This window comes from Mycobacterium sp. 852002-30065_SCH5024008 (assembly GCF_001665645.1).
In the GTDB taxonomy this organism is placed as follows: Bacteria; Actinomycetota; Actinomycetes; order Mycobacteriales; family Mycobacteriaceae; genus Mycobacterium; species Mycobacterium paraffinicum.
The window spans coordinates 95028-120936 of record NZ_LZSZ01000087.1; the positions used below are offsets into that span (position 1 = coordinate 95028).

22 protein-coding genes are annotated in these 25909 nt (G+C 68.4%); 21 read left to right on the plus strand and 1 reads right to left on the minus strand.

The features are described 5' to 3' along the window. Positions 1–22: 22 nt before the first annotated feature. The 14 genes from A5781_RS11695 to A5781_RS11760 all read left to right on the plus strand — a co-directional run bounded on the left by A5781_RS11695 (position 23) and on the right by A5781_RS11760 (position 16909). The gene (locus A5781_RS11695; RefSeq protein ID WP_156622693.1) at positions 23–619 is read left to right on the plus strand and encodes a TetR family transcriptional regulator; all 597 of its coding nucleotides are present in this window, start codon (positions 23–25) and stop codon (positions 617–619) included. A 99-nt stretch (positions 620–718) separates the two neighbouring features. Further along, entirely contained in the window at positions 719–2191 is a 1473-nt protein-coding gene (gene ahcY / locus A5781_RS11700) for an adenosylhomocysteinase (protein WP_067205360.1), read from the plus strand. Positions 2192–2283: 92 nt separating this feature from the next. Beyond that, positions 2284–2973 carry a dTMP kinase gene (locus A5781_RS11705; protein WP_067205363.1) on the plus strand — a complete coding sequence of 230 codons (690 nt, stop codon included), beginning with the start codon at positions 2284–2286 and terminating at the stop codon, positions 2971–2973. Between the two features lie 80 nt (positions 2974–3053). Continuing rightward, a complete protein-coding gene (gene mtrA / locus A5781_RS11710; RefSeq protein ID WP_067205366.1) occupies positions 3054–3740 on the plus strand; it encodes a two-component system response regulator MtrA in 687 nt (228 codons plus the stop codon). Positions 3741–3786: 46 nt separating this feature from the next. Further along, entirely contained in the window at positions 3787–5472 is a 1686-nt protein-coding gene (mtrB, locus tag A5781_RS11715; RefSeq protein ID WP_082939307.1) for an MtrAB system histidine kinase MtrB, read from the plus strand. Beyond that, complete coding sequence (gene lpqB, locus A5781_RS11720) at positions 5472–7229, plus strand: MtrAB system accessory lipoprotein LpqB (protein ID WP_197503797.1); 1758 nt, start codon at positions 5472–5474, stop codon at positions 7227–7229. The genes mtrB and lpqB overlap by 1 nt, the downstream gene beginning before the upstream one ends. 65 nt (positions 7230–7294) lie before the next feature. Next, positions 7295–7927 carry a ComF family protein gene (locus A5781_RS11725; protein ID WP_067205376.1) on the plus strand — a complete coding sequence of 211 codons (633 nt, stop codon included), beginning with the start codon at positions 7295–7297 and terminating at the stop codon, positions 7925–7927. A gap of 323 nt (positions 7928–8250) precedes the next feature. After that, positions 8251–8919, plus strand: a complete 669-nt coding sequence (gene hpf / locus A5781_RS11730; protein WP_067205379.1) for a ribosome hibernation-promoting factor, HPF/YfiA family — start codon at positions 8251–8253, stop codon at positions 8917–8919. A 192-nt stretch (positions 8920–9111) separates the two neighbouring features. Beyond that, positions 9112–11934 (plus strand): preprotein translocase subunit SecA, encoded by a 2823-nt coding sequence (secA, locus tag A5781_RS11735; RefSeq protein WP_067205383.1) that lies wholly within the window; start codon positions 9112–9114, stop codon positions 11932–11934. 103 nt (positions 11935–12037) lie between these two features. Then, positions 12038–12784 (plus strand): hypothetical protein, encoded by a 747-nt coding sequence (locus A5781_RS11740; RefSeq protein ID WP_067205386.1) that lies wholly within the window; start codon positions 12038–12040, stop codon positions 12782–12784. 32 nt (positions 12785–12816) lie between these two features. Continuing rightward, positions 12817–14367 carry an HD domain-containing phosphohydrolase gene (locus tag A5781_RS11745; protein ID WP_067205388.1) on the plus strand — a complete coding sequence of 517 codons (1551 nt, stop codon included), beginning with the start codon at positions 12817–12819 and terminating at the stop codon, positions 14365–14367. A gap of 70 nt (positions 14368–14437) precedes the next feature. Continuing rightward, a complete protein-coding gene (gene mddA, locus A5781_RS11750; protein ID WP_067205391.1) occupies positions 14438–15193 on the plus strand; it encodes a methanethiol S-methyltransferase in 756 nt (251 codons plus the stop codon). A 71-nt stretch (positions 15194–15264) separates the two neighbouring features. Further along, a complete protein-coding gene (locus A5781_RS11755) occupies positions 15265–15747 on the plus strand; it encodes a cation:proton antiporter regulatory subunit (protein WP_067205395.1) in 483 nt (160 codons plus the stop codon). 4 nt (positions 15748–15751) lie between these two features. Continuing rightward, positions 15752–16909, plus strand: a complete 1158-nt coding sequence (locus A5781_RS11760) for a cation:proton antiporter (protein WP_067205397.1) — start codon at positions 15752–15754, stop codon at positions 16907–16909. A 6-nt stretch (positions 16910–16915) separates the two neighbouring features. On the opposite strand, the gene A5781_RS11765 is transcribed toward A5781_RS11760, so the two are convergent. Further along, the gene (locus A5781_RS11765; RefSeq protein ID WP_067205401.1) at positions 16916–17464 is read right to left on the minus strand and encodes an Rv3235 family protein; all 549 of its coding nucleotides are present in this window, start codon (positions 17462–17464) and stop codon (positions 16916–16918) included. Between the two features lie 186 nt (positions 17465–17650). On the opposite strand from A5781_RS11765, the gene A5781_RS11770 reads away from it, so the two are divergent. The 7 genes from A5781_RS11770 (at position 17651) to A5781_RS11800 (ending at position 25907) form a co-directional block, all read left to right on the plus strand. Then, positions 17651–19072, plus strand: coding sequence for a wax ester/triacylglycerol synthase family O-acyltransferase (locus A5781_RS11770; protein WP_067205404.1), 1422 nt, complete (start codon positions 17651–17653; stop codon positions 19070–19072). Between the two features lie 41 nt (positions 19073–19113). Then, positions 19114–19980: a polyphosphate kinase 2 gene (gene ppk2, locus A5781_RS11775; RefSeq protein ID WP_067205407.1), complete on the plus strand. Its 867-nt coding sequence runs from the start codon at positions 19114–19116 to the stop codon at positions 19978–19980. 33 nt (positions 19981–20013) lie between these two features. Continuing rightward, positions 20014–20493: a hypothetical protein gene (locus A5781_RS11780; protein ID WP_067205410.1), complete on the plus strand. Its 480-nt coding sequence runs from the start codon at positions 20014–20016 to the stop codon at positions 20491–20493. 95 nt (positions 20494–20588) lie between these two features. Further along, entirely contained in the window at positions 20589–21785 is a 1197-nt protein-coding gene (locus A5781_RS11785; RefSeq protein ID WP_369817715.1) for a ferredoxin reductase, read from the plus strand. Between the two features lie 95 nt (positions 21786–21880). Further along, positions 21881–23176 carry a fatty acid desaturase gene (locus tag A5781_RS11790; RefSeq protein ID WP_067205414.1) on the plus strand — a complete coding sequence of 432 codons (1296 nt, stop codon included), beginning with the start codon at positions 21881–21883 and terminating at the stop codon, positions 23174–23176. 91 nt (positions 23177–23267) lie between these two features. Further along, positions 23268–24341 (plus strand): AraC family transcriptional regulator, encoded by a 1074-nt coding sequence (locus A5781_RS11795; RefSeq protein ID WP_082939308.1) that lies wholly within the window; start codon positions 23268–23270, stop codon positions 24339–24341. 75 nt (positions 24342–24416) lie between these two features. Next, entirely contained in the window at positions 24417–25907 is a 1491-nt protein-coding gene (locus A5781_RS11800) for an NAD(P)/FAD-dependent oxidoreductase (protein WP_067205419.1), read from the plus strand. The last annotated feature ends 2 nt before the right edge of the window (positions 25908–25909 follow it).

The following is a 25909-nucleotide window of genomic DNA, read 5'->3' on the forward strand; positions in this document are numbered from 1 at the left end:
TATTGTCGCGCCTGTGAAGCGGATGCCGTACCCCGAGGCGTCGCGCGCCCTCCTGCGCGACTCGGTGCTGGACGCCATGCGCGAGCTGCTGGGCACCCGGGACTGGTCCGCCATCACGCTCTCGGACGTGGCCCGCGCCGCGGGCATCAGCCGGCAGACCATCTACAACGAGTTCGGCTCGCGGCAGGGCCTGGCGCAGGGTTACGCCCTGCGCCTGGCCGATCGCCTGGTCGACGCAGTCGGAGGCGCGATCGACGCCCACGTCGGCAACATCTACGAAGCGTTCCTGCAGGGCTTTCGCGCCTTCTTCGCGGAGTCGGCGGCCGACCCGCTGGTGATCTCGCTGCTGACCGGTGTCGCCAAGCCGGACCTGCTGCAAATCATCACCACCGACAGCGGACCCATCATCACGCGCGCGTCGGAACGGCTGAGTACGGCATTCACCCAAAGCTGGGTGGCCACCAGTGACGAGGACGCCGGCGTGCTCGCGCGCGCCATCGTGCGGCTGGCGATGAGCTACGTGTCGATGCCGCCGGAGGCCGACCACGACGTCGCGGCGGACCTGGCGCGGCTGATGACGCCGTTCGCGGAACGTCACGGCGTCGTCAACGTGCCCTGACGCCTGCTGCCCCCGCGGCCGCCGACTACAGTGGCGCAAGAGCGCATACCTAAGCTAAGTAATCCTCTTGGACCCTAATCCGCAGAAGGAATGAGATTTATGACGACGACCGAAAGTTCGCTGACCGCCGACGTCCGCAACGGCATCGATTTCAAGGTCGCCGACCTGTCGTTGGCGGACTATGGTCGCCGGGACATCGAGCTCTCCGAGCAGGAGATGCCGGGTCTGATGTCGCTGCGCCGCGAGTACGCCGAAGTGCAACCACTCAAGGGGGCGCGGATCTCGGGCTCGCTGCACATGACGGTGCAGACCGCGGTCCTCATCGAGACCCTCGTCTCCCTGGGCGCGCAGGTGCGGTGGGCGTCGTGCAACATCTTCTCCACCCAGGACCACGCCGCCGCCGCGGTGGTCGTCGGCCCGCACGGCACGCCCGAGGAGCCCAAGGGCGTCCCGGTGTTCGCCTGGAAAGGCGAGACGCTGGAGGAGTACTGGTGGGCGGCCGAGCAGATGCTCACCTGGCCGGACGAGCCGGCCAACATGATCCTCGACGACGGCGGCGACGCCACCATGCTGGTGCTGCGCGGCGCGCAGTACGAGAAGGCCGGCGTGGTGCCCCCGGCGGAGGACGACGACCCCAGCGAGTGGAAGGTCTTCCTGGAGCTGCTGCGCAAGCGCTTCGAGACCGACAAGGACAAGTGGACCAAGATCTCCGAGTCGGTCAAGGGCGTCACCGAGGAGACCACCACCGGCGTGCTGCGCCTGTACCAGTTCGCCGCGGCCGGTGATTTGGCCTTCCCGGCGATCAACGTCAATGACTCGGTGACCAAGTCCAAGTTCGACAACAAGTACGGCTGCCGGCACTCCCTGATCGACGGGATCAACCGCGGCACCGACGTTCTCATCGGCGGCAAGAAGGTGCTGGTCTGCGGCTACGGCGACGTGGGCAAGGGCTGCGCCGAGTCGGTCAAGGGCCAGGGGGCGCGCGTCGTCGTCACCGAGATCGACCCGATCAACGCCCTGCAGGCCCTGATGGAGGGCTACGACGTCGAGACGGTCGAGGACGCGATCGGCGAGGCGGACATCGTTATCACCGCCACCGGTAACAAGGACATCATCACCCTCGACCACATGAAGGCGATGAAAGACTATGCGGTGCTGGGCAACATCGGGCACTTCGACAACGAGATCCAGGTCGCCCAACTGGAGCGCTCGGGCGCGACCAAGACGAACATCCGGCCGCAGGTCGACGTGTGGACGTTCAAAGACAGCGGCAAGTCGATCATTCTGCTCTCCGAGGGGCGGCTGCTGAACCTGGGTAACGCCACCGGCCACCCGTCGTTCGTCATGAGCAACAGCTTCTCCAACCAGGTGATCGCCCAGATCGAGCTGTGGACCAAGAACGACGAGTACGACAACGAGGTCTACCGGCTGCCCAAGCACCTCGACGAGAAGGTGGCCCGCATCCACGTCGAGGCGCTCGGCGGCAAGCTGACCAAGCTCACCAAGGAGCAGGCCGAGTACATCGGCGTCGATGTCGACGGCCCCTACAAGGCCGACCACTACCGCTACTGAGATTGGCGCTCTCGCCGAATGCCCGGCCAACCGGGGGTTCGGCACCGAGTGCCCGGCCCGCCGGGCCCTCGACGCGCCGATAGGCTGGCGCCGTGCTGATCGCGATCGAAGGGGTTGACGGCGCGGGCAAGCGGACGCTGTCCGACGGCTTGCGCAGGGCCTTCGAGACGGCCGGGAAGTCGGTGGCGATCGTGGCGTTCCCGCGCTACGGGAAATCGGTGACCGCCGACGTCGCGGCCGAGGCCCTGCACGGACAGCACGGCGATCTCGCGTCGTCGGTGTATGCGATGGCGTTGCTGTTCGCGCTCGACCGGGCGGGCGCCGTCGAGGACATAGAGGCCCTGCGCCGCGACCACGACGTGGTCATCATGGATCGCTACGTCGCATCCAACGCGGCCTACAGCGCCGCGCGCCTGCACGAGGACGCGGGCGGGGCGGCGGCCGCCTGGGTGCTCGAGCTGGAGTACCGGCGGCTCGGGCTGCCCGCCCCCGACTGGCAGGTGCTGCTAGCGGTGCCGGCCGAGCTCGCCGGGCAGCGCGCCCGCAGCCGGGCGCAGTCCGACCCGGGCCGGGCGCGCGACAGCTACGAACGCGACCACGAACTGCAGCTGCGCACGGGCGCGGTCTACGCCGAGCTGGCCGCCGCGGGCTGGGGCGGACCCTGGCTGGTCGCCGACGCGGAGGTCGATCCGGACCGGCTGGCCGCCACCCTCATCGGCGCCAAAGAGGTCCCCGCAACCGCCCGGGAGGGCACGCCGGGGGCGTCGAGCACGCGAATTTGACCGAATTTGCCTCCATATTTGCGGCTCGGCGCAAGAAACGCCCGTGTGGCGCGCCGGGTTTGTCCCGATCTGGTGACACCATGGACTTCATGAGGCAAAGGATTTTGGTCGTCGACGACGACGCTTCGCTAGCCGAGATGCTCACCATCGTGTTGCGTGGGGAGGGTTTCGACACCGCGGTCATCGGTGACGGCACCCAGGCCCTGACTGCGGTGCGCGAACTGCGCCCCGATCTAGTGTTGTTGGACCTGATGCTGCCGGGCATGAACGGCATCGACGTCTGTCGCGTGCTGCGCTCCGATTCGGGCGTGCCGATCGTGATGCTCACCGCCAAGACCGACACCGTCGACGTGGTCCTCGGCCTCGAGTCGGGCGCCGACGACTACATCATGAAGCCGTTCAAGCCCAAGGAGCTGGTGGCCCGGGTGCGGGCGCGGCTGCGGCGCAATGACGACGAGCCGGCCGAGATGCTGTCCATCGCCGACGTCGAGATCGACGTGCCGGCGCACAAGGTGACCCGCAACGGCGAGCAGATCTCCCTGACGCCGCTGGAATTCGACCTGCTGGTCGCGTTGGCGCGCAAACCGCGGCAGGTGTTTACTCGTGATGTGCTGCTCGAACAGGTGTGGGGCTACCGTCACCCAGCGGACACCCGCTTGGTGAACGTGCACGTCCAGCGTCTGCGGGCCAAGGTTGAGAAAGACCCTGAGAACCCGACCGTGGTGTTGACCGTTCGAGGAGTGGGTTACAAGGCCGGACCTCCGTGATCCGCGCCGGCGACCATGAACAGCGTCGCGGGGGAGGACGCCTGCGGTGATCTGGGGCTCCCGGCGACGCACTCGGAGCCGTTGGGGGCGCTCCGGCCCCATGACCCGCGGCATGGGTGCGGTGAGTCGAGCCGTTGCTGTTGCGTGGCGCCGGTCATTGCAGCTGCGTGTCGTGGCGCTGACGCTCGGGTTGTCCCTGGCGGTGATCTTGGCGCTCGGCTTCGTCTTGACCAGCCAGGTCACCAATCGGGTTCTCGACGTCAAGGTCAAGGCCGGCATCGAACAGATCGAGCGCGCGCGCACCACCGTCGGCGGGATCGTTAGCGGCGAGGAGACGCGCTCGCTGGACAGCAGCCTGCAGCTGGCCCGCAACACGTTGACGTCCAAGACCGACCCCGCGTCGGGCGCCGGCCTGGCCGGCGCGTTCGACGCGGTGCTGATCGTGCCGGGCGACGGGCCGCGCGCGGCGACCACGGCCGGGCCCGTCGACCAGGTGCCGAATTCCCTGCGCGGCTTCGTCAAGGCCGGGCAGGCGTCGTACCAGTACGCCACCGTGCACACCGACGGCTTCTCCGGTCCGGCGCTGATCATGGGCACGCCGGCGTCGTCCCAGGTGGCCAACCTGGAGCTGTACCTGATCTTCCCGTTGAAAAACGAGCAGGCCACCATCACGCTGGTGCGCGGCACCATGATCACCGGCGGCGCCGTCCTGCTGGTGCTGCTCGCCGGGATCGCGCTGCTGGTCTCGCGCCAGGTGGTGGTGCCGGTGCGATCTGCGTCGCGGATCGCCGAAAGCTTCGCCGAGGGGCACCTGTCCGAACGGATGCCGGTGCGCGGCGAAGACGACATGGCCCGGCTGGCGGTTTCGTTCAACGACATGGCCGAGAGCTTGTCCCGCCAGATCACCCAGCTCGAGGAATTCGGCAACCTGCAGCGCCGGTTCACCTCCGACGTCAGCCACGAACTGCGCACCCCGCTGACCACCGTGCGGATGGCCGCCGACCTCATCTATGACCACAGCGCCGACCTCGACCCCACGCTGGCGCGGTCCACCGAGCTGATGGTGAACGAGCTGGACCGGTTCGAGTCGCTGCTCAACGACCTCTTGGAAATCTCCCGGCACGACGCCGGTGTGGCCGAGTTGTCCGTCGAGGCGGTGGATATGCGCACCACCGTGCAGAGCGCGCTCAGCAACGTGGGCCACCTGGCCGAAGAGGCCGGCATCGAGCTGCTCGTCGACCTGCCCGACGAGGAGGTGATCGCCGAGGTCGACACCAGGCGGGTGGAGCGGATCCTGCGCAACCTGATCGCCAACGCCATCGACCACGCGGAACACAAGCCCGTGCAGATCCGGATGGGCGCCGACGAGGACACCGTCGCCGTCACCGTCCGCGACTACGGGGTGGGGCTGCGGCCCGGCGAGGAGAAGCTGGTGTTCAGCCGATTCTGGCGCGCCGACCCGTCGCGGGTGCGCCGGTCCGGCGGCACCGGGCTCGGCCTGGCGATCAGCGTGGAGGATGCGCGCCTGCACCAGGGCCGGCTGGAGGCGTGGGGCGAGCCGGGCGAGGGTTCGTGCTTCCGGCTGACGCTTCCGCTGGTTCGCGGGCACAAGGTCACCACCAGCCCGCTGCCCATGAAGCCCGTTCCGCCGACCGCCGGCACGAATCCGCCGGGGCCGCCAACCGCGAAAGACCGTTCGCGCCAACGTGAACACGCCGAGAGGAGCGGGTGATGCGGCGCCTGCTCGGGTTGTTGCTGGTGGCGGTGCTGCTGGGCGGCTGCGCGGGGGTGCCCAGCTCGTCGGCCCCCCAAGCCATCGGCACCGTCGAACGGCCGGCCCCGTCGAACCTGCCCAAGCCGACGCCGGGCATGGACCCCGACGTGTTGCTGCGCGAATTCCTCAAGGCCACAGCAGATCCCGCGAACCGGCATCTGGCGGCCCGGCAGTTCCTCACCCAGTCGGCATCCAACGCGTGGGACGACGCCGGTAGCGCGCTGCTGATCGACCACGTGGTGTTTGTGGAAACCCGTGCCGCCGAACGGGTTTCGGCGACCATGCGGGCCGACATCCTGGGATCGCTGTCGGACATGGGAGTGTTCGAAACCGCCGAGGGGGTGCTGCCCGACCCGGGCCCGATCGAGTTGGTGAAGACCTCGGGCGGGTGGCGGATCGACCGCCTGCCCAACGGAGTCTTCCTGGACTGGCAGCAGTTTCAGTCCACCTACAAGCGCAACACCCTGTACTTCGCCGACCCGACCGGCAAGACCGTGGTCCCCGATCCGCGCTACGTCGCGGTCGCCGACCACGATCAGTTGGCCACCGAGTTGGTGTCCAAGATGATCGCCGGGCCGCGGCCGGAGATGGCCCACACGGTCCGCAACCTGCTCGCCCCGCCGCTGCGGCTGCGCGGACCGGTGACCCGGGCCGACGGCGGCAAGAACGGGATCGGGCGCGGTTACGGCGGTGCGCGCATCGATCTGGAGAAGCTGTCCACCACCGATCCGCACAGCCGGCAATTGCTTGCCGCGCAGATCATTTGGACACTGGCCAGGGCCGATATCCGGGGGCCCTACGTCATCAACGCCGACGGCGCGCCGCTGGACGACCGGTTCGCCGAGGGGTGGACGACCTCCGATGTCGCCGCCACCGACCCGGGCGTTGCGGACGGCGCGGGCGCCGGATTGCATGCCCTGGTGAACGGCTCGCTGGTCGGCCTGGACGGGCAGCGCATCAGCAACGTGCCGGGGGCCTTCGGGCGAATGGGGGATCAGACCGGCGCCGCGCTGTCGCGCAGCGGGCGGCAGGTGGCGTCCGTCGTCACGCTGCACCGCGGCGCCCCGGACGAGGCGGCGTCGCTGTGGATCGGTGACCTCGGCGGCGAAGCGGTCCAGTCCGCCGACGGGCACAGCCTGTCGCGGCCGAGTTGGTCATTGGACGACGCGGTGTGGGTGGTGGTGGACGGCAACAACGTGCTGCGCGCGATCCAGGAGCCGGCGTCGGGGCAACCCGCCCGCATCCCAGTCGATTCCGTCGCGGTGTCCACCCGGTTCCCGGGGCCGATCACCGACCTGCAGCTGTCCCGCGACAGCGCGCGCGCCGCGATGGTGATCGGCGGCCAGGTGATCCTGGCCAGCGTCGAGCAGACCCAGGCCGGCCAGTACGCGCTGACCTACCCGCGGCGGCTCGGCTTCGGGTTGGGCAACTCGGTGGTGTCGCTGTCCTGGCGAACCGGCGACGACATCGTGGTGACCCGGACTGACGCCAGCCATCCGGTGTCGTACGTCAACCTCGACGGGGTGAACTCCGACGCGCCCGCCCGGGGCCTGCAGATGCCGGTGATCACGGTCGCGGCCAACCCGTCCACGGTCTACGTGGGCGCTCCCCAAGGGGTGCTGCAGTATTCGGCGTCGGCGGCCGAAAGCCAGCAGGGCTGGTCGGAGGTGCCGGGGTTGACGGTGTTCGGCGCGGCGCCGGTGCTGCCGGGCTAGTTGCGGCCCGACGCCAGAACACCGCAGCCGCCCGGGTTGTCGGTCCAGCCCGCGACACTGGCCCCATGCTCGACCTCATCCTGCCGCTGCAGTGCGGCGGCTGCGGGGCGCCGTCGACCCGCTGGTGTGACGCGTGCACGCACGAGCTGGCGGTGGCCGCGGACCAACCGCACGTCGTGAACCCCCGGATTGACCCGCAGGTGCCGGTGTTCGCGCTCGGCCGCTACGCCGGCGCGCGCCGGCAAGCGATCCTGGCGCTCAAGGAGCAGGGCCGCGCCGATCTCGTCGGGCCGTTGGCGGTTGCGCTGGCCACCGGCGTGCACCGGCTGCTGTCGTGGGGAATCGTGCAGACCCCGCTGACCGTCGTGCCGGCGCCGACGCGTCGTTCGGCGGCGCGCAGGCGCGGCGGCGACCCGGTCACCCGGCTGGCGCGCGCCGCGGTGGCCGGCCACCCGGCCATCGCCGTCGCCACTGCGCTGCGGATGCGGGCCCTGGTTCGCGACTCCGTCGGCCTGGGCACGGCCGCCCGCGAGCGCAACGTCGCGGGCCGGGTGCTGCTGCACGGAACACGGCCGCGCACCGAGGTCTTGATCGTCGACGACATCGTCACCACCGGGGCGACGGCACGCGAGTCGGTGCGAGTGCTGGACGCCGCCGGCGTCCGGGTGACCGCCGTGCTGGCGCTCGCGGTCGCGTGAGGCTGTGCGGTCGCCAAGAGTATGTGAAGAACTCGCAACAGCTCCGCGAAATCAGTGGCATGGCGAGGCGAACAAGAGCTAACGTCGAGAACAACGTTAATCAACTCACTGGTCTGCCTCACTGGTCGCGACATTCCCAAGTTGAGACCCCACTCGCGGGAAGGGGTGAGTATTCGACACCTTGCATCGGCGAGCACTCTGCGGCGGTGACTTCCCCAAAGGACCGCTCTCCCCACCTCGTCGGCGCGTCGTTAGCAAGCCGGGCACGCAGGGCGCGTGCGACGTGAAAGAGAAACGAGTTGTCACGTATGTCAAGGCTATCCGTGGATTCCGGTCAGATTCTCGACCAACCGCCGACGCAAACCGACGGCCAACCCCAACCGACGACCACCGCCGAAGTCGTTTTCAAGGGCCGCAATGTAGAAATTCCCGACCACTACCGTCTGTACGTCTCCCAGAAACTTGCCCGCCTCGAGCGGTTCGATCGCTCCATCTATCTCTTCGATGTCGAGCTCAAACACGCGCCGAACCGGCGCCAGCGCAAATCGTGTCAACGCGTGGAGATCACCGCCCGCGGCCGCGGGCCGGTCAGCCGGGCGGAGGCCTGCGCCGACAGCTTCTATGCGGCGTTCGAGTCCGCGGTGGACAAACTGGAGAACCGGCTGCGCCGTGTCAAGGACCGCCGCAAGGTCCACTACGGCGACAAGACGCCGGTGTCGCTGGCCGCCGCCACCGCGGTCGTTCCGCCGCAGCGGCAGGAACGCATACTGGAGCCGCCGGCCGACCATGACGGCGCCGACGCCGGCCACGAGCCCGGGCGGATCGTGCGGACCAAGGAACACCCGGCCACGCCGATGACGGTCGACGACGCGCTCTACGAGATGGAGCTCGTCGGGCACGACTTCTTCTTGTTCCACGACAAGCAGACCGAACGGCCGTGCGTGGTCTACCGCCGGCACGCCTACGACTACGGGCTGATCAGGCTCTCCTGACGAGGTCTTCGGGCGGCGACCCGCAGCGCCCGGCGGTGCCGCGCTTGCGATCGCCGCTGGGTCTGTAGGCGACAACCCGCAGCGCCCGGCGGTGCCGCGCTTGCGATCGCCGCCACGACGGCCTTTGGGGGGTTGTCACCTACCATGGGAGTCGCTTAAGAGAAGAGACTCCTACCAACAGGGGACATAGCTGTGCTGTCGAAGTTGCTGCGCGTCGGCGAAGGCCGCATGCTCAAGCGTCTCAAGCGGGTGTCTGACTACGTCAACACCTTGTCCGACGAGGTCGAAAAGCTGACCGACGCGGAGCTGCGGGCCAAGACCGACGAGTTCAAGAAGCGGCACGCCGACGGTGAAAGCCTCGACGACCTGCTGCCCGAGGCGTTCGCGGTGGCCCGCGAGGCGGCCTGGCGGGTGCTCGACCAGCGCCCGTTCGACGTGCAGGTGATGGGCGCTGCGGCGCTGCACTTCGGCAACGTCGCCGAGATGAAGACCGGTGAGGGCAAGACCCTGACCTCGGTGTTGCCGGCCTACCTCAACGGCATCGGCGGTAAGGGCGTGCACGTCGTCACGGTCAACGACTACCTGGCCAAACGCGACAGCGAGTGGATGGGCCGCGTGCACCGCTTCCTCGGCCTGGACGTCGGCGTGATCCTCGCCCAGATGACACCGGACGAGCGCCGCGTGGCGTATGCCGCCGACATCACCTACGGCACCAACAACGAGTTCGGCTTCGACTACCTGCGCGACAACATGGCCCACTCGCTCGACGACCTGGTGCAGCGCGGGCACAACTTCGCCATCGTCGACGAGGTCGACTCCATCCTGATCGACGAGGCCCGCACCCCACTGATCATCTCCGGGCCCGCCGACGGGGCCTCCAATTGGTACCTCGAGTTCGCCCGGCTGGCGCCGCTGATGGAAAAGGACGTCCACTACGAGGTCGACCTGCGCAAACGCACCGTCGGCGTGCACGAGCTGGGCGTCGAGTTCGTCGAGGACCAGCTCGGCATCGACAACCTGTACGAGGCCGCCAACTCGCCGCTGGTCAGCTACCTCAATAACGCGCTGAAGGCCAAGGAGCTGTTCAACCGCGACAAGGACTACATCGTCCGCGACGGCGAGGTCCTCATCGTCGACGAGTTCACCGGCCGCGTGCTTTACGGCCGCCGCTACAACGAGGGCATGCACCAGGCGATCGAGGCCAAGGAGCACGTCGAGATCAAGGCCGAGAACCAGACGCTGGCCACCATCACGCTGCAGAACTACTTCCGGCTCTACGAGAAGCTCGCCGGCATGACCGGTACCGCCCAGACCGAGGCGGCCGAGCTGCACGAGATCTACAAGCTGGGCGTGGTACCCATCCCGACCAACAAGCCGATGGTCCGCACCGACCAGTCCGACCTCATCTACAAGACGGAGGAGGCCAAGTACATCGCGGTGGTGGACGACGTCGTCGAGCGTTACGAGAAGGGCCAGCCCGTTCTGATCGGTACCACCAGCGTGGAGCGCTCGGAGTACCTGTCGCGGCAGTTCCAGAAGCGACGCGTCCCGCACAACGTGCTCAACGCCAAGTACCACGAGCAGGAGGCCGGCATCGTCGCCGTGGCGGGCCGCCGCGGCGGGGTCACGGTGGCCACCAACATGGCCGGTCGCGGTACCGACATCGTGCTGGGCGGCAACGTCGACTTCCTCACCGACCAGCGGCTGCGCGAACGCGGCCTCGATCCGGTCGAGACGCCCGACGAGTACGAGGCGGCCTGGCACGAGGAGCTGCCCGTAGTCAAGGAGGAGGCCGGCAAGGAGGCCGCCGAGGTGGTCGAGGCCGGCGGTCTGTACGTGCTGGGCACCGAGCGTCACGAGTCGCGACGTATCGACAACCAGCTGCGCGGCCGCTCCGGCCGGCAGGGCGACCCGGGCGAGTCGCGCTTCTACCTGTCGCTGGGCGACGAGCTCATGCGCCGGTTCAACGGCGCCGCGCTGGAGGCGATGCTGAACCGGCTGAACCTGCCCGACGACGTGCCGATCGAAGCCAAGATGGTCACCCGGGCGATCAAGAGCGCGCAGACCCAGGTCGAGCAGCAGAACTTCGAGGTCAGAAAGAACGTCCTCAAGTACGACGAGGTGATGAACCAGCAGCGCAAGGTGATCTACGCCGAGCGTCGCCGCATCCTGGAAGGCGAGAACGTCAAGGATCAGGCGCTGGGCATGGTCCGCGACGTGGTCACCGCGTACGTCAACGGCGCGACGGCCGAGGGCTACGCCGAGGATTGGGACCTGGAGGCGTTGTGGACGGCGCTCAAGACGCTGTACCCGGTCGGCATCGAGCACGAGCCGTTGATGCGCCTGGACGGTGACTCCGAGCGCGACGACCTCACCCGCGAGGAGTTGCTCGACGAGCTGCTCAAAGACGCCGAACGTGCTTATGCCGTAAGGGAAGCCGAGCTCGAGGAGCTCGCGGGCGAGGGCGCGATGCGCCAGCTGGAACGCAACGTGCTGCTCAACGTCATCGACCGCAAATGGCGCGAGCACCTCTACGAGATGGACTACCTCAAGGAGGGCATCGGGTTGCGCGCAATGGCGCAGCGCGATCCGCTGGTGGAGTACCAGCGCGAGGGCTACGACATGTTCATGGCCATGCTCGACGGCATGAAAGAGGAGTCGGTCGGCTTCCTGTTCAACGTCACCGTCGAGGCGGTGCCGTCCCCGCAGGTCGCGCCGGTGGAAACACCCGAGGGGCTCAAGGATCTGGGAACCGCCGCAGACCAGGGCGATACCGCAGCGCCCGTGCGCGAAGAGCCCCCAACTCAGTTGCGCGCCAAGGGCATTGACAACGAGGCGCCCGCTATGACCTACTCCGGCCCGTCGGAGGACGGCTCGGCGCAGGTGCAGCGCAACGGCGGCGACGGGAAGACCCCGGCCGGGGTTCCCGGCGGGGCGAGCCGGCGCGAGCGTCGGGAAGCCGCACGCCGGCAGGGCCGCGGCGCCAAGCCGCCCAAATCGGTGAAACGCCGCTAAACCCCCACCTTCTTCGCGAGTGTGCGGCTAGCTTCACACTCGGCCCCGGATTTGAGGCAGCCGCCCCATTCGGTATGGCCGTGCGGGCGCGCACGATTCACAAATGACCAAAGCACGCACCCCACTGGACGCCGCCACGGCCGTCCTGCAAAAGCCCGACCTGCCCGCGGGAGACGACGAACGATTCGTCGGCTTCGGTGTCATGGGCCTTCCGTTCGCCAGCGGCCACTATCTGGCGCTGCGGCACTTCCCGGCCACATCGTTCTCGCCCGGCTACCGGTCGGTGTGGCATCGCGCCCCCGACGGTGTGTGGACCTTCTACGCGACGACGCCGGGTCCGCAGAGCTGCGCACGCTTCTTCAGCGCGGCGACGCCCAACGACGCGGTGCAGTGCGACATCGACGTCGCCTGGGTCACCCCGTGGTCGCTGTTCGTGGAGATCCCGGGATTGCTTGCGTGGCAGATCGATATCGGTTCCACCCCGTCGACGCGACTGATGAGCGTGGTCGGCGCGCGGTTGCCGGCGCGCGCCTGGACGAACCGGGCGGTGCTGGCCGCGATGGGCCGAGCCGCCGGCCCGACCCTGCGCGCCGGCCGGGTCCGGCTCGCGGGAACGGCGCCCAACGGGCAGCGCTTCATGATCGCCCCCGCGCGGGTATGGGCGGTGGCGCAGTCGCGCGCGATATGGCGCGATGCGGACCTCGGGCCCGTCGGGCCGCTGCCGCGTCAACCGCGCCTGGCCGGCTTCCGGCCGCCGCAACGAGGCCTGTTCGTGGTGGGCTCGGGGCATTTCGAAACGTTCGACGCCGGCCGCCATCATGCCGTCGGGCGCACTGTGCCAATCGGCTGACCGCGGGCCGATGAGCTGGGCACAATGAGGCCATGTCGGAGCCCGAATTGCCGACCCGTGCGGAGCTGCTGGCGGCCCTGTCGGTGGCGATCGACCTCGGCCTGGGCCAGCCCGCCGAGCACATGCTGCGCGCGGCGCTGATCGCGACCAGACTTGCCGACCGGCTCGGGCTCGATGCGGAACAGCGGGACTGCACCTACTACACGACCTTGGTCATGTGGATCGGCTGTCACGCCGACTCCCATGAATACGCGCGGTGGTTCGGCGACGACATCGCCGTGCGCCACGACTCGTATCTCGTTGACTGGTCGGGCTTACCGTACTTGCGGTTCCTGGCCGGGAACGTGGGGCGCGGCCACCCGCTGGCGCACCGGTTGAGCGTAATGGCAACCCTTTTCACCAACGCGCGCGGCCACATCTCCCAGTTGATCCACTCGCATTGCACCTCGGCGGCCGTGCTGGCCGACCGAATCGGCCTGGGCCCCAACGTGCAGGCGGCAGTGTCGTTTGCGTTCGAGCGCTACGACGGCGGCGGGCTGCCCGCCGGCGCCCAGGGCGACAAGATCCCGATTCAGATGCGGATCGCCCAGCTGGCCGACATGGTCGAGGTGCACCACCGCACCTACGGCGTTGCGGGGGCCGTGGCCATGGTGCGCGACCGGCGCGGCGGACAATTCGATCCCCAGGTCGCCGACGCCTTCCTTCGCCATGCCGAGGAGATTCTGGCCGGGCCGCCGGCCGGCGACGCGTGGGCGGCGGCTCTGGCCGCGGCGCCCGATCGGCATCGGCGGCTTGACGACCAATCGCTGGACGCCCTGCTCGTCGCCCTCGGCGACTTCGTCGATCTGAAATGTCCGTTCACCCTTGGACATTCGCGCGCGGTGGCCCGGCTCGCCGGGGACGCCGCGCGGGCCGCGGGTCTCGACGCCCACGCGGTGGCCTTGACGCGGCGGGCGGGGCATGTACACGACCTGGGCCGCATCGGTGTGTCGAATCAGATCTGGTCCAGGCAAGGATCGTTGACCTCCTCGGAGTTCGAACGCGTTCGGCTGCACCCGTATCTGACCGTGCGCATCCTCAACCAGGTACCCGGCCTGCGGCAGCTTGCCGACGTCGCGGGCAATCACCATGAATGCCTTGACGGGTCGGGATATCCCCGCGGGCTCGGCGGGCCGGCGCTCGGCCCGCCGGACCGCATCCTGGCCGCCGCGGTCTGCTACCAGTCCGCCTGCGAGCCGAGGCCATATCGCGAACAGATGTCCCCGGATGCGGCGGCCCGGCGGCTGCGCGGGCGGGCGCAGGCCGGTGAACTCGAATCGGTCGCCGTCGAAGCGGTGCTGCACGCAGCGGGTCAGCCGGCGCAACGGCCCCACGTGCGGCCGGACGGGTTGACCCCCAGGGAGGTCGAGGTGCTGTGCCTGGTCGCGCGCGGCGCCTCGAACAAGGAGATCGCGGCGTCTCTGGTGATCAGCGAGAAAACGGCGCGGAACCACGTCGAACGGACGTACGCCAAGATCGGCGTATCGAACCGGATCGGCGCCAGCATGTACGCGCTGCGCCACGGACTAGTCAAGAATACCTAGGGCTCCGCTCGCCGAAGATGAGGCAAACGACCTATATCCGAACGTGCCTGGCCGGCGGACACTTAGCCCCATGAAGCGATACTTGACGCTTGGTTATGGCGCCGCGGCATACCTGCTCTTCCTCGCGGCCTTTCTGTATCTCATTGGTTTCGTGGGCAACCTCGCGGTGCCGCGAAGCGTCGACCGTGGGCTAGCCGCGTCCGTCGCCGCGGCGATACCGATCAACGCGGCGCTGGTCGCCTTGTTCGGCGTCCAGCACAGCGTGATGGCCCGGCCCGCGTTCAAGCGATGGTGGGTGCGGTTGGTGCCGTCGTCGATCGAGCGCAGCACATACGTGCTGCTGTCGAGTGTGGTGCTGGCCCTGCTGTACTGGCAGTGGCGAACGATGCCAACGGTCATCTGGGATGTGCGGATGCCGGCGGCCCGCGCGGTGCTGTGGGCGCTGTTCTGGCTCGGCTGGGCGATAGCGCTGCTGGCGACGTTCCTGATCAACCATTTCGATTTGTTCGGACTCCGGCAGGTGTATCTGGCGTCGCGCCAAAAGCCTTACACCAGCGTGGAATTCCGCGTACGGCTGCTCTACCGCGTGGTGCGTCACCCCCTGATGCTCGGGATGCTCATCGCGTTCTGGGCGGCGCCGACCATGACGGCGGGACACCTGCTGTTCTCCATTGGCATGACGGCCTACATCCTGATCGCCACGCAGCTCGAAGAGCGTGACCTGGTCGCGTCTCTCGGCCACCCGTACCGCGAGTACCGCCGCGAGGTGTCGATGCTGCTGCCGATTCCGCGCCGCCAGGCCACGGGCATCGCCCGGCAGGGCTGAATCTTTGTAATTCATTAGCAGCTCGGCGATCGGGTGACTGCGCCTCCGGCCAACCTGTCAGGATTGACGGTATGGATGTCAAGGAGGTGCTGCTACCGGGCGTCGGCCTTCGCTACGAATTCACTGATCACAAGGGCGACCGCATCGGCATCATCGCGCGGCGGAGCGGCGACTTCGAGGTCGTCGTCTATGCCCGGGAGGATCCGGACGAGGCCCGGCCGCTCCTGCACCTCAGCGACGAAGAGGCCGAGGCGGTGGCCCAGATCCTGGGGGCACCGCGCATCGCCGAGCGGTTCACCGAGCTGGCCCGCGAAATCCCCGGACTCGAGACGGGGCAGGTCCACATCCTGGCCGATAGCCCCTTCGTGGGCCGTCCCTTGGGCGACACCCAGGCCCGCACCCGCACCGGTGCCTCCATCGTCGCGATCGTGCGTAACGAGGAAGTGCTCGCCTCGCCGGGTCCGGCCGAAATGCTCTATGCCCGAGACGTTTTGATTGTCATCGGCACCCAGGACGGCATCGCCGGCGTCGAACAGATCATCGACAAGGGCTGAGCCGGTGCAAGTTTCGTGGGCGCTGCTGTTACAACTCGGCGCCCTCCTAGCCACGCTGGCCGTAGTGGGCGGCATCGCGCGCCGATTCGCCTTGTCTCCGATCCCGGTGTATCTGCTGGCGGGCCTGTCGCTGGGCAAGGGCGGGATCCTGCCGCTGGACGCCGGTGGCCAGTTCATCACGACGAGCGCGCCCATCGGCGTCGTGCTGCTGCTGCTCACCCTGGGCCTGGAATTCTCCGCGGCCGAGTTCGCCGCCAGCCTGCGCCACCACCTGCCGTCGGCGGGGGTCGACATCGTCCTCAACGCGGCGCCCGGTGCGGTCGCCGGCTGGCTGCTGGGATTGGACGGTGTGGCGATCCTGTGCCTGGCCGGCGTCACCTACATCTCCTCCTCGGGTGTCATCGCGCGGCTGCTGGAGGACTTGCACCGGCTCGGCAACCGGGAGACGCCGGCGGTGCTCTCCGTGCTGGTCCTCGAGGACTTCGCGATGGCGGCCTACCTGCCGCTGTTCGCCGTCCTGGCATCCGGCGGCGGTTGGCTGCACGCCGTCGTCGGCATGGTGGTGGCGGTGGCCGCGCTGTTGGCGGCGTTCGCCGCGTCCTACCGCTGGGGCCACCATGTCGGCCGACTGGTCGAGCACGCCGACTCCGAACAGCTGCTGCTGCGGGTGCTGGGCATCACCTTGATCGTGGCGGCGATGGCCGAATCCCTGCACGCGTCGGCCGCCGTCGGCGCGTTCCTGGTGGGGCTGACGCTGACCGGGGAAACGGCGGACCGCGCGCGCAGGGTGCTGGGCCCGTTGCGGGATCTGTTCGCCGCCATCTTCTTCCTGGCTATCGGCTTCTCGGTCGATCCGCACGCGCTGATCCCGATGCTTCCCGCAGCGCTGATACTGGCCGCGGTGACCGCGGCGACCAAGGTGGCCACCGGGATCTTCGCCGCCCGGCGCGACGGAGTCGCGCGGCGCGGGCAACTGCGCGCGGGCACCGCGCTGGTCGCCAGGGGCGAGTTCTCGCTGATCATCATCGGATTGGCCGGCACGTCGATCCCCGCGGTCGCCGCGCTGGCGACGGCGTACGTGTTCATCATGGCGATCGTCGGGCCGGTGCTGACCCGCTACACGGGCGGCCCGCTGGCGCCGACCGCCGGGCCGCCACACTAGCCCCGATCAACCGATGTGCAGGGCCACCACCAGCCAGCGGGCGCCGGCGCCGGCGGACACCCGCTCGACGCGGCAGGCGATGGCGTGGATCCGGTTGCCGCGGCTGTACGAGCCGGAAACCTCGGCCGCGGCCTCGGGGTCCCGACCGGCCGGCTGCAGACGCAGCCGCCGAAGCACCGCCGCGCCCTGCTGACCGGCGGCCGCATGGCCCACCGAGACGACGGAGTCCACCAGGCTTGGCGTCAGCAACGGGCGCAGCTGGGCGGCGGGGCGGCGGCGGTCGATGACCTCCAGCACCCGGCGCAGCGCCGCGTCGGCGAATATCGCGGCCTGCCGCATCGGCCCCGACATCGCGGTCCGCGGCTCGTCGGCAGGCTGCCTGCCGGGCGGGCAGGGCCGGTGCGGCGCGTGGGCGCTGCGCCTGCGCAATGGTGCGCGCGACGACGGCAGGCAGGAAGGGACGCTCCGTGGTACGTCTTGTGCCGGGGGCTCGTAGTCGACGACGGGTAGGACGGCGAAGGCGCCGGGCGGACCCGCGACAGGACTGATGTTCAACGCGCACTCTCCAACTCTTGGGTCGAACTCCCTCAAGCCCGCTGGAGAGTGGCAGGCAGTGGTCATCATGGCACAACTCGGGCCGGCGCGTACCCGCGCTCGGACGCTGCCCGGCCGGACGATTACCGTGGGCGGGACATCTCCTTCAGCAACAGGGCGATGATTCGGTGAGGAGGACAGCGCCCTATGGTGACCCGGCTGTCCCCATCGGACGCGTCGTTTTTTCGGCTGGAAAACACGGCCACCCCGATGTACGTCGGATCACTGTCGATCCTGCGCCGGCCGCGCGCCGGATTGAGCTACGAGACGCTGCTGGCCACCATCGAGCAGCGGCTGCCGCAGATTCCGCGCTATCGGCAAAAGGTCCGGGAGGTGCGGGTCGGATCGGCCCGGCCCGTCTGGGTTGACGACGGCGACTTCGACATCGCCTATCACGTCCGGCGCTCCGCCCTGCCCTCCCCGGGCAGCGACGAACAACTGCACGAGCTGATCGCCCGGCTGGCCGCCCGGCCGCTGGACAAGTCCCGGCCGCTGTGGGAGATGTATCTGGTCGAGGGCCTGTCCAAGAACCGCGTCGCCCTCTACACCAAGTCGCACCAAGCCCTCATCAACGGCATGACGGCGCTCGAGATCAACCACGTCATCGCCGATCGCACCAAACGCCCGCCGCCCTTCCCCGAAGACATTTGGGTGCCGGAACGCGACCCGGGCGACGCGCGGCTGATCTTCGGGGCGATCGGCGACTGGTTCGTGGGGCCGGGCACCCAGCTGCAGGCCGTCGGTTCGGCCATCGGCGGCCTGGTGACCAACCATGGCGAACTGCTCGCCGCCGGCCGCCGGGTGCTCGATTTCGCGCGCACCGTGGCGCGCGGCACCGCACCCAGCAGCCCGCTCAATGCCACCGTGTCGCGCCACCGGCGGTTCACGGTCGCGTGCGGCAACCTCGACGACTACCGCACCGTGCGCGCCCGGTACGACTGCGACGTCAACGACGTGGTGCTCGCGGTGATCGCCGGCGCCCTGGGCAGCTGGCTGATGTCACGCGGGGTGGCGGTGTCGGCGACCGCGACGGTGCGGGCCATGGCGCCGCTGTCCATCTACGCCGACGGTCAGCTCGATGCGACCGGCCCGGGTCAGGCCATCAGCCAGGTGATGCCGTTTTTGGTCGACCTGCCGGTGGGGGAGCCGAACGCGGTGGTGCGGCTGTCGCAGATCGCGCACGCCACCGAATCGAACCCGACGGCCGCCCGCCTGGTGGACGCCAGGACCATCGTCACGCTGTCGGGATTTGCGCCACCCACGCTGCACGCCATGGGTATCCGGGTCGCCACCAGCTTCCCCAGCTTTTCCAGGCGGACGTTCAACCTGCTGATCACCAACGCGCCCGGGGCCCAGTCGCAGATGTACATCGCCGGCACCAAGTTGCTGGAGACCTACGCCGTCCCGCCGCTGTTGCACAACCAGGCGCTGGCCATCAGCGTGACGTCGTATAACGGGATGCTGTACTTCGGCATCAATGCCGACCGCGAAGCGATGAGCGACGTCGAGCTGCTGCCGGGCCTGTTGAACCAAGCGCTCGAGGAATTGCTGGAAGCTTCTCGCTCGTAGTCGGAGGTGAACCTTGCTGCCTGGATCTATCATCCGTTGATATGAGCACCGCGACCAAAGACGGCGAGTCTGCGAAGGCACACACAAAGAAATCGGCTTCGCCGCCCGTGCAGAAGGTGCCCGACGATGTATATCGAGCTGAATTATTCCGGCTGCAAACGGAATTCGTCACGCTGCAGGAGTGGGTGCGGCACACCGGCGCCCGCGTCGTTGTCATCTTCGAAGGCCGCGACGGAGCGGGCAAGGGCGGAACCATCAAGCGGATCACCGAATACCTGAACCCACGGGCCGCCCGCATCGCGGCACTGCCCGCGCCGACGGAGCGGGAGCGCGGACAGTGGTACTACCAGCGCTATATCGCCCATTTGCCCGCCAAAGGGGAGATCGTGCTGTTCGATCGGTCGTGGTACAACCGCGCCGGTGTCGAGAAGGTCATGGGATTCTGCACGCCGCAGGAGTACGTGTTGTTTTTGCGGCAGACGCCCATCTTCGAGCAGTTGCTGATCGATGAGGGGATCCTGCTCCGCAAATATTGGTTCTCGGTTTCCGAGGCCGAACAGCTGCGCCGGTTCAGGGCGCGGCTGAATGACCCTGTGCGGCAATGGAAACTGTCCACCATGGACCTGCAATCGGTCTACCGGTGGGAAGAATATTCCCGCGCCAAGGACGAGATGATGGTGCACACCGATACCTCGTTCAGCCCTTGGTATGTAGTGGAATCGGATATCAAGAAGCACGCGCGGCTGAACATGATGGCCCATTTGTTGTCCACGATCGATTACCACGACGTGGAGCGGCCGAAGATCAAACTGCCGAAGCTTCCGCTGCCGGCTGTGAGTTACCAGCGTCCGCCGCGCGACCTGGCGACGTATGTCGACGACTTTGCGGCCACGTTGATCGGGGATTGAGCCATCCAGGTCTACATTCCGGCCACGCTGGCCATGTTGCAGGGGCTGGTCGCCGACGGCTCGTTGCGGCCCGTCAATGGCACCGCGTTCGCGCTGACGCCGAGGTTGCGCGAGGCGTACGCCGAGGGCGACGACGATGAGCTCGCCGAGGTCGCGCTGCGCGAGGCGGCGCTGGCGTCGCTGCGGCTGCTGGCCGACACGGAAGCCGAAGGGGCCGCCGGATCCCTGCCGCCGCGGCGCGCGGTGCTGGCCGCCGAGGTCGGCGACGTCAGCTTCCGTCCCGATCTCGACGACGCGGTGGTGAGACTCGGCGGGCCCGTCGCGCTGGAGGACGTGATCGCCGCGTACGTCGACAACGCGGATGCCGAGCCGGCCGTGGCGAAGGCGATCGAGGCCATCGACGCCGCCGACCTGGGTGACGAGGATGCCGAACTGATCGTCGGCGACGCGCAAGACCACGACTTGGCGTGGTACGCCAACCAGGAGCTGCCGTTCCTGCTCGAGCTGCTCTGACGGGGCAAAGGTGGCGCGTTCCCGGCCGCAACGCTAGCTACGCAACCGTAGGTTACGGTACCGTAGGTTTCGTGAAGCCCACCCAATCGACCACAATGGTTAGCGCAAGCAAGACGCCGCGTAGTGAGCAGGAGCTTCCCCTGGGCAGACGTAACCCATCGATCACGGGCAACGTCGTCGAGACCAAGCGGCCAGTCGTCGCCGGCGCCGACCGGCACCCCGGTTGGCACGCGCTGCGCAAGCTCGCCGCGCGCATCACGACGCCACTGTTGCCCGACGACTACCTGCATCTGGCCAATCCACTGTGGTCGGCGCGGGAAGTGCGGGGCCGCATCCTCGAGGTGCGCCGCGAGACCGAGGATTCGGCGACCCTGGTGATCAAGCCGGGCTGGGGCTTCAACTTCGACTACCAGCCGGGTCAGTACATCGGGATTGGGCTGCTGATGGACGGGCGCTGGCGCTGGCGGTCGTATTCGCTCACGTCCAGCCCCGCCGCGACGTCCGGATCCGGCTCGAAACGCACGGTGACCATCACGGTGAAGGCGATGCCCGAAGGGTTTCTGTCGTCGCACCTGGTGGCGGGCGTCGAGCGGGGGACCATCGTCCGGCTGGCCGCACCGCAGGGCAACTTCGTGCTGCCCGACCCGGCGCCGCCATCGATTTTGTTTCTCACCGCCGGATCCGGGATCACGCCGGTGATGTCGATGCTGCGAACCCTGGTGCGCCGCAACCAGATTGGCGACATCGCGCATGTGCATTCGGCGCCCACCGAGTCCGACGTGATGTTTCGGGCCGAGTTGGCCGCGCTGGCCGTCGACCATCCCGGCTATCGCCTACTGCTGCGGGAAACCCGCACCCAGGGTCGTCTCGACCTCGCCCGGCTCGACCACGAGGTACCGGACTGGCGCGAACGGCAGACCTGGGCCTGCGGGCCGGAGGGCATGCTGACCCAGGCCGAGCAGATCTGGTCGGCGGCAGGCATCGGCGACCGGCTGCACCTCGAACGATTCGCCGTGTCCAAGGCCGCGCCGGCCGGCGCCGGCGGAACGGTCACCTTCGCCCGGAGCGATCGCGCCGTCGTCGCCGACGCGGCGACGTCGTTGATGGACGCGGGGGAGAGCGCCGGCGTGCAGATGCCCTTCGGCTGCCGAATGGGTATATGCCAGTCGTGCGTCGTCAGCCTGGTGGAGGGGCACGTCCGTGACCTGCGCACCGGCGCGGAACACGACCCGGGCACCCGGATTCAGACCTGCGTGTCGGCCGCTTCCGGCGATTGTGTGCTCGACATCTAAAGGCTACTCACAGGTAACCTACGGAATCGTAGGTTACGATAGCGTAGGTCTGGACCTGGTTTAGGACGGACAAATCGACCGCAGGGAGGACGACGATGGCGATCACCGACGTCGACGTATTTGCTCATCTGACGGACGCCGACATTGAGAACCTGGCCGTGGAGCTGGACGCCATCCGCCAGGACATTGAAGACTCTCGTGGCGCGCGGGATGCCCGCTACATCCGTCGCACCATCGCGGCGCAGCGCGCGCTGGAGGTATCGGGGCGGCTGATGCTGGCCGCGAGTTCCCGCCGCTCGGCATGGTGGGCGGGGACCGTCACCTTGGGCGTGGCCAAGATCATCGAGAACATGGAGATCGGCCACAACGTCATGCACGGCCAGTGGGACTGGATGAACGACCCAGAGATCCACTCCTCGACGTGGGAGTGGGACATGAGCGGGTCGTCGAAGCACTGGCGCTACACCCACAACTTCGTGCATCACAAGTACACGAACATCCTCGGGATGGACGACGACGTCGGCTACGGCTTGCTGCGCGTCACCCGGGACCAGCGCTGGAAGCGCTTCAACATCTTGAACCTGTTCTACAACACCATGCTTGCGCTGCTCTTCGAGTGGGGCGTCGGACTGCAGCACGTGGAGCTCGGCAAGATCGCCAAGAAGCGGATGGACCAGGACGACGCCCGCCAGCGGGTGGACGAGTTCCTGGCCAAGGCGGGCCGCCAGGTGTTCAAGGACTATGTCGCGTTCCCGGCTCTGACCGCGCTGTCGCCCGGAGCCACCTACACGTCCACGTTGAAGGCCAACGCGGTCGCCAACGTGATCCGCAACGTCTGGGCCAACGCCGTCATCTTCTGCGGCCATTTCCCCGATGGCGCAGAGAAATTCGCCAAGACCGACATGATCGGCGAGACCAAGGGGCAGTGGTACCTGCGCCAGATGCTGGGCAGCGCCAACTTCGAGGGGGGGCCGGCGCTGCGGTTCATGAGCGGCAACCTGTGCCACCAGATCGAGCACCATCTGTACCCGGACCTGCCCAGCAACCGGCTACACGAGATCTCGGTGCGGGTCCGCGAGGTCTGCGACAAGTACGACCTGCCGTACACGACCGGCTCGTTCCTCGTGCAATACGGCAAGACCTGGCGCACGCTGGCCAAGCTGTCGCTGCCGAACAAGTACCTGCGCGATGACGCCGACAACGCTCCGGAAACCCGCAGCGAGCGCATGTTCGCCGACCTGGAGCCCGGTTTCGCGGGCACCGACCCGGAGACCGGCCGGCGGCGCGGGCTGAAGACCGCCATCGCGACCGTGCGCGGCTGGCGGCGCGCCAAGCGTGCCGAGAAGGCAGCCGCGGCGGCCCGCGATGCCAAGGACGGCCTGGCGGCGTAGCGCTTCATCGAACGTGTACTGAGCGCGAGATTCGGGCTGATTCTCGCAGTGAGTGCACGTTCGGCGGCGGCGGCGTTGCCATACTGGATAAGTGCAGGTGTTCGTCGGCTCGCAGGTGTCCCACTGGGATTTCCCGCGGAGCCCGATCAGCGTCGCGCTGATGGCCGAGTTCGCTTGCGAGAACGGCTGTGCCGTAGCGGACGTCCTCGAGGGGACCGGTCTGTCGGAGGCCCACCTGCGCGACCCCAACCGCACGATCGTTGGGCGCCAGGAGCTGGCGGTCGCGACGAATCTGGTGAAGCTGCTGGGCGGCGAAGACGGCGCGGCCGACCTGGGGGTGCGGGTGGGCGGCAGCTATCACGTCGGGGCGCTGGGCATCTTCGGTTTCGCCTGCCTGACTAGTTCGACGCTGGGCGACGCCGTCCGGTTCGCGGCCCGGTTCTACGAGCTGAGCTACGGCTTCTGCCTGCCGACCGTCACGGTGGACGGACCGGTGGCGGCGATGCGGCTCGACCTGCCCGACCTGACCGGTCCGGTGGCGGAATTTCTGGTGCGGCGCGACCTGGTGGCGATCGCCCGGGTCATGGCCGAAATGCTGGGCCGTCCGGTCCCGTTCACCTCGATCGAGTTCGCCGGGCCGGCGCCATCATCCGGTGATACCTTGGCCTGCAAGGCCTTTGGCGTAACACCGCGTTACGATTCGCCGGCCAACGTGGCACGGTGGCCGGCCGCGTTGCTGGACAACCCGCTGCCTCGGGCCAGCGAGATGACGGTGGCCATGTGCGAGCAGCAGTGTCGAGTCCTGTTGGAACGCCGCCGGGAGCGCACCGGTGTCGCGCGGCGGGTGCGCGAGCGCCTGGCGTCGATCGACGGCGGACCCCGCACGATCGCGGCCGTCGCCCGGCAACTGGCGATGAGCGAGCGGACGCTGCGGCGGCGGCTGGCAGAGGAGAACACGACCTTCCGCGATCTGGTCGAGGAGGTGCACCGGGTCCTCGCCGAGGAGCTGTTGGCAACCGGCGCGCTGTCGGTTGAGGACGTCGCGTTGCGGCTGGGCTACGCCGAGGCGACGAGCTTCATCGCCGCGTTCAAGCGGTGGACGGGCACCACCCCCGCGCGCTATCAGCGGTCGGTCGCGCCGCGCGCCCGGCTCCAGGCCGTCTGACCGTGGCCGGAATCATGGATTTGCCGACCGTAATCGGCTGCCCGCAACCCGCAGCCCGCCGCTAGCGTTGGAGTCATGACTTCGACTCGTCCTCGCGTAGTGGTGATCGGGGCCGGATTCGGTGGCCTTGCCGCCGCCTACGAGCTGTCCAGGGATGGTCTCGCCGACGTGACGGTGCTGGAGAAGGCCGACGACATCGGCGGCGTCTGGCGTGAGAACACGTACCCGGGCGCCGCCTGCGACGTCCCGTCGAACCTCTACTCCTACTCCTTCGCCCGGAAGACCGACTGGGGCCGGCGATACGCCGAGCAGCCCGACATCCTCGGCTACATCCACGACACCGCCGACCGGTTCGGCCTTCGCGATGTTGTGCGGACCGGTGTAGAGGTCACCTCGGCCTGCTACGACGACGACACCGCCACGTGGCGGGTGGAGACCTCGACGGGCGACGTGTTCGAGGCCGATGTGTTGGTGCCCGCGGTCGGGCAGCTGTCGCGGCCGGCGCTGCCGAACATCCCGGGACTAGACACGTTCGCGGGCCCCTCGTTCCATTCGGCGCAGTGGCGCCATGACGTCGACCTGGCCGGCACGCGCGTCGCCGTCCTGGGCACCGGCGCGTCGGCGATCCAGTTCGTGCCGCGCATTCGTGAGACCGCCAAGCATGTCACCGTTTTTCAGCGATCCGCCCCATATGTGCTGCCGAAGCCGGATCGTGCCTACACCCACGCCCATCACGCCGCCTTCCGGACCGTGCCCGGGTTCGCGGCCGCGATGCGGAACCTGATTTGGGAGATCTCGGAATTCTTCGGCCTCGCGCTGACCAGGGTGGCTCCGCTCGCCCGGCTGATCGGCGTTGCCGCGTCCGCAAACCTCAAGCGCCACATCAAAGATCCGGTCTTGCGGGCCAAGCTCACGCCCGACTACCCGATCGGCTGCAAGCGGGTGCTGTTCAGCAGCGACTGGTATCCGGCGCTGGCCAGTGCCAATGTCGACGTCGAGACCGAGGCGATCACCGAGGTGACGCCCGCGGGTGTGCGCACCGCCGACGGCCGGTTGCACGAGGTAGACGCCATCGTCTACGGCACCGGGTTCAAGGCGACCGAATTCCTCGCCCCGATGACGATCACCGGGCGCGACGGGCGGGACCTGCAGTCCGAATGGGCGGAGGGAGCGCGGGCACATCTCGGCATGGCCGTGCCGGGTTTCCCGAATATGTTCCTGATCTACGGCCCGAACACCAATCTCGGCAGCAGCTCGATCATTTTGATGATGGAGCAGCAGGCCGGTTACATCCGCCAGATCGTCGAGGAGCTGGCCCGCGGGGGCGTGGCCCGCGCGTTCGAGGTGCGGCGCGCCGTGGAGCAGGCCTACGACGCGGAGGTCCAGGCCCGCCTGGATGCCGGCGTATGGACCACCTGCGATTCCTGGTACCGCGTCGCCTCCGGCCGGGTCACCACCAACTGGCCGGGGCTGGTGCACGAATACCAGCACCGCACACGGGCAGTGGTCTTCGCGGACTACGACGTGGTGCTGCCCGACCGCGCGGCCAAGAAGGTCGGCGCTTAGCC

What these genes read in the sequence shown, in the direction of transcription:
- mddA (WP_067205391.1), top strand. Translation starts at nt 14,438, where the DNA reads ATGAAGCGATACTTGACGCTTGGTTATGGCGCCGCGGCATACCTGCTC.
- A5781_RS11695 (WP_156622693.1), top strand. Translation starts at nt 23, where the DNA reads ATGCCGTACCCCGAGGCGTCGCGCGCCCTCCTGCGCGACTCGGTGCTG.
- A5781_RS11740 (WP_067205386.1), top strand. Translation starts at nt 12,038, where the DNA reads ATGACCAAAGCACGCACCCCACTGGACGCCGCCACGGCCGTCCTGCAA.
- A5781_RS11755 (WP_067205395.1), top strand. Translation starts at nt 15,265, where the DNA reads ATGGATGTCAAGGAGGTGCTGCTACCGGGCGTCGGCCTTCGCTACGAA.
- ppk2 (WP_067205407.1), top strand. Translation starts at nt 19,114, where the DNA reads ATGAGCACCGCGACCAAAGACGGCGAGTCTGCGAAGGCACACACAAAG.
- mtrA (WP_067205366.1), top strand. Translation starts at nt 3,054, where the DNA reads ATGGACTTCATGAGGCAAAGGATTTTGGTCGTCGACGACGACGCTTCG.
- A5781_RS11770 (WP_067205404.1), top strand. Translation starts at nt 17,651, where the DNA reads ATGGTGACCCGGCTGTCCCCATCGGACGCGTCGTTTTTTCGGCTGGAA.
- A5781_RS11800 (WP_067205419.1), top strand. Translation starts at nt 24,417, where the DNA reads ATGACTTCGACTCGTCCTCGCGTAGTGGTGATCGGGGCCGGATTCGGT.
- lpqB (WP_197503797.1), top strand. Translation starts at nt 5,472, where the DNA reads ATGCGGCGCCTGCTCGGGTTGTTGCTGGTGGCGGTGCTGCTGGGCGGC.
- A5781_RS11780 (WP_067205410.1), top strand. Translation starts at nt 20,014, where the DNA reads ATGTTGCAGGGGCTGGTCGCCGACGGCTCGTTGCGGCCCGTCAATGGC.
- A5781_RS11790 (WP_067205414.1), top strand. Translation starts at nt 21,881, where the DNA reads ATGGCGATCACCGACGTCGACGTATTTGCTCATCTGACGGACGCCGAC.
- ahcY (WP_067205360.1), top strand. Translation starts at nt 719, where the DNA reads ATGACGACGACCGAAAGTTCGCTGACCGCCGACGTCCGCAACGGCATC.
- A5781_RS11785 (WP_369817715.1), top strand. Translation starts at nt 20,589, where the DNA reads ATGGTTAGCGCAAGCAAGACGCCGCGTAGTGAGCAGGAGCTTCCCCTG.
- A5781_RS11725 (WP_067205376.1), top strand. Translation starts at nt 7,295, where the DNA reads ATGCTCGACCTCATCCTGCCGCTGCAGTGCGGCGGCTGCGGGGCGCCG.
- A5781_RS11745 (WP_067205388.1), top strand. Translation starts at nt 12,817, where the DNA reads ATGTCGGAGCCCGAATTGCCGACCCGTGCGGAGCTGCTGGCGGCCCTG.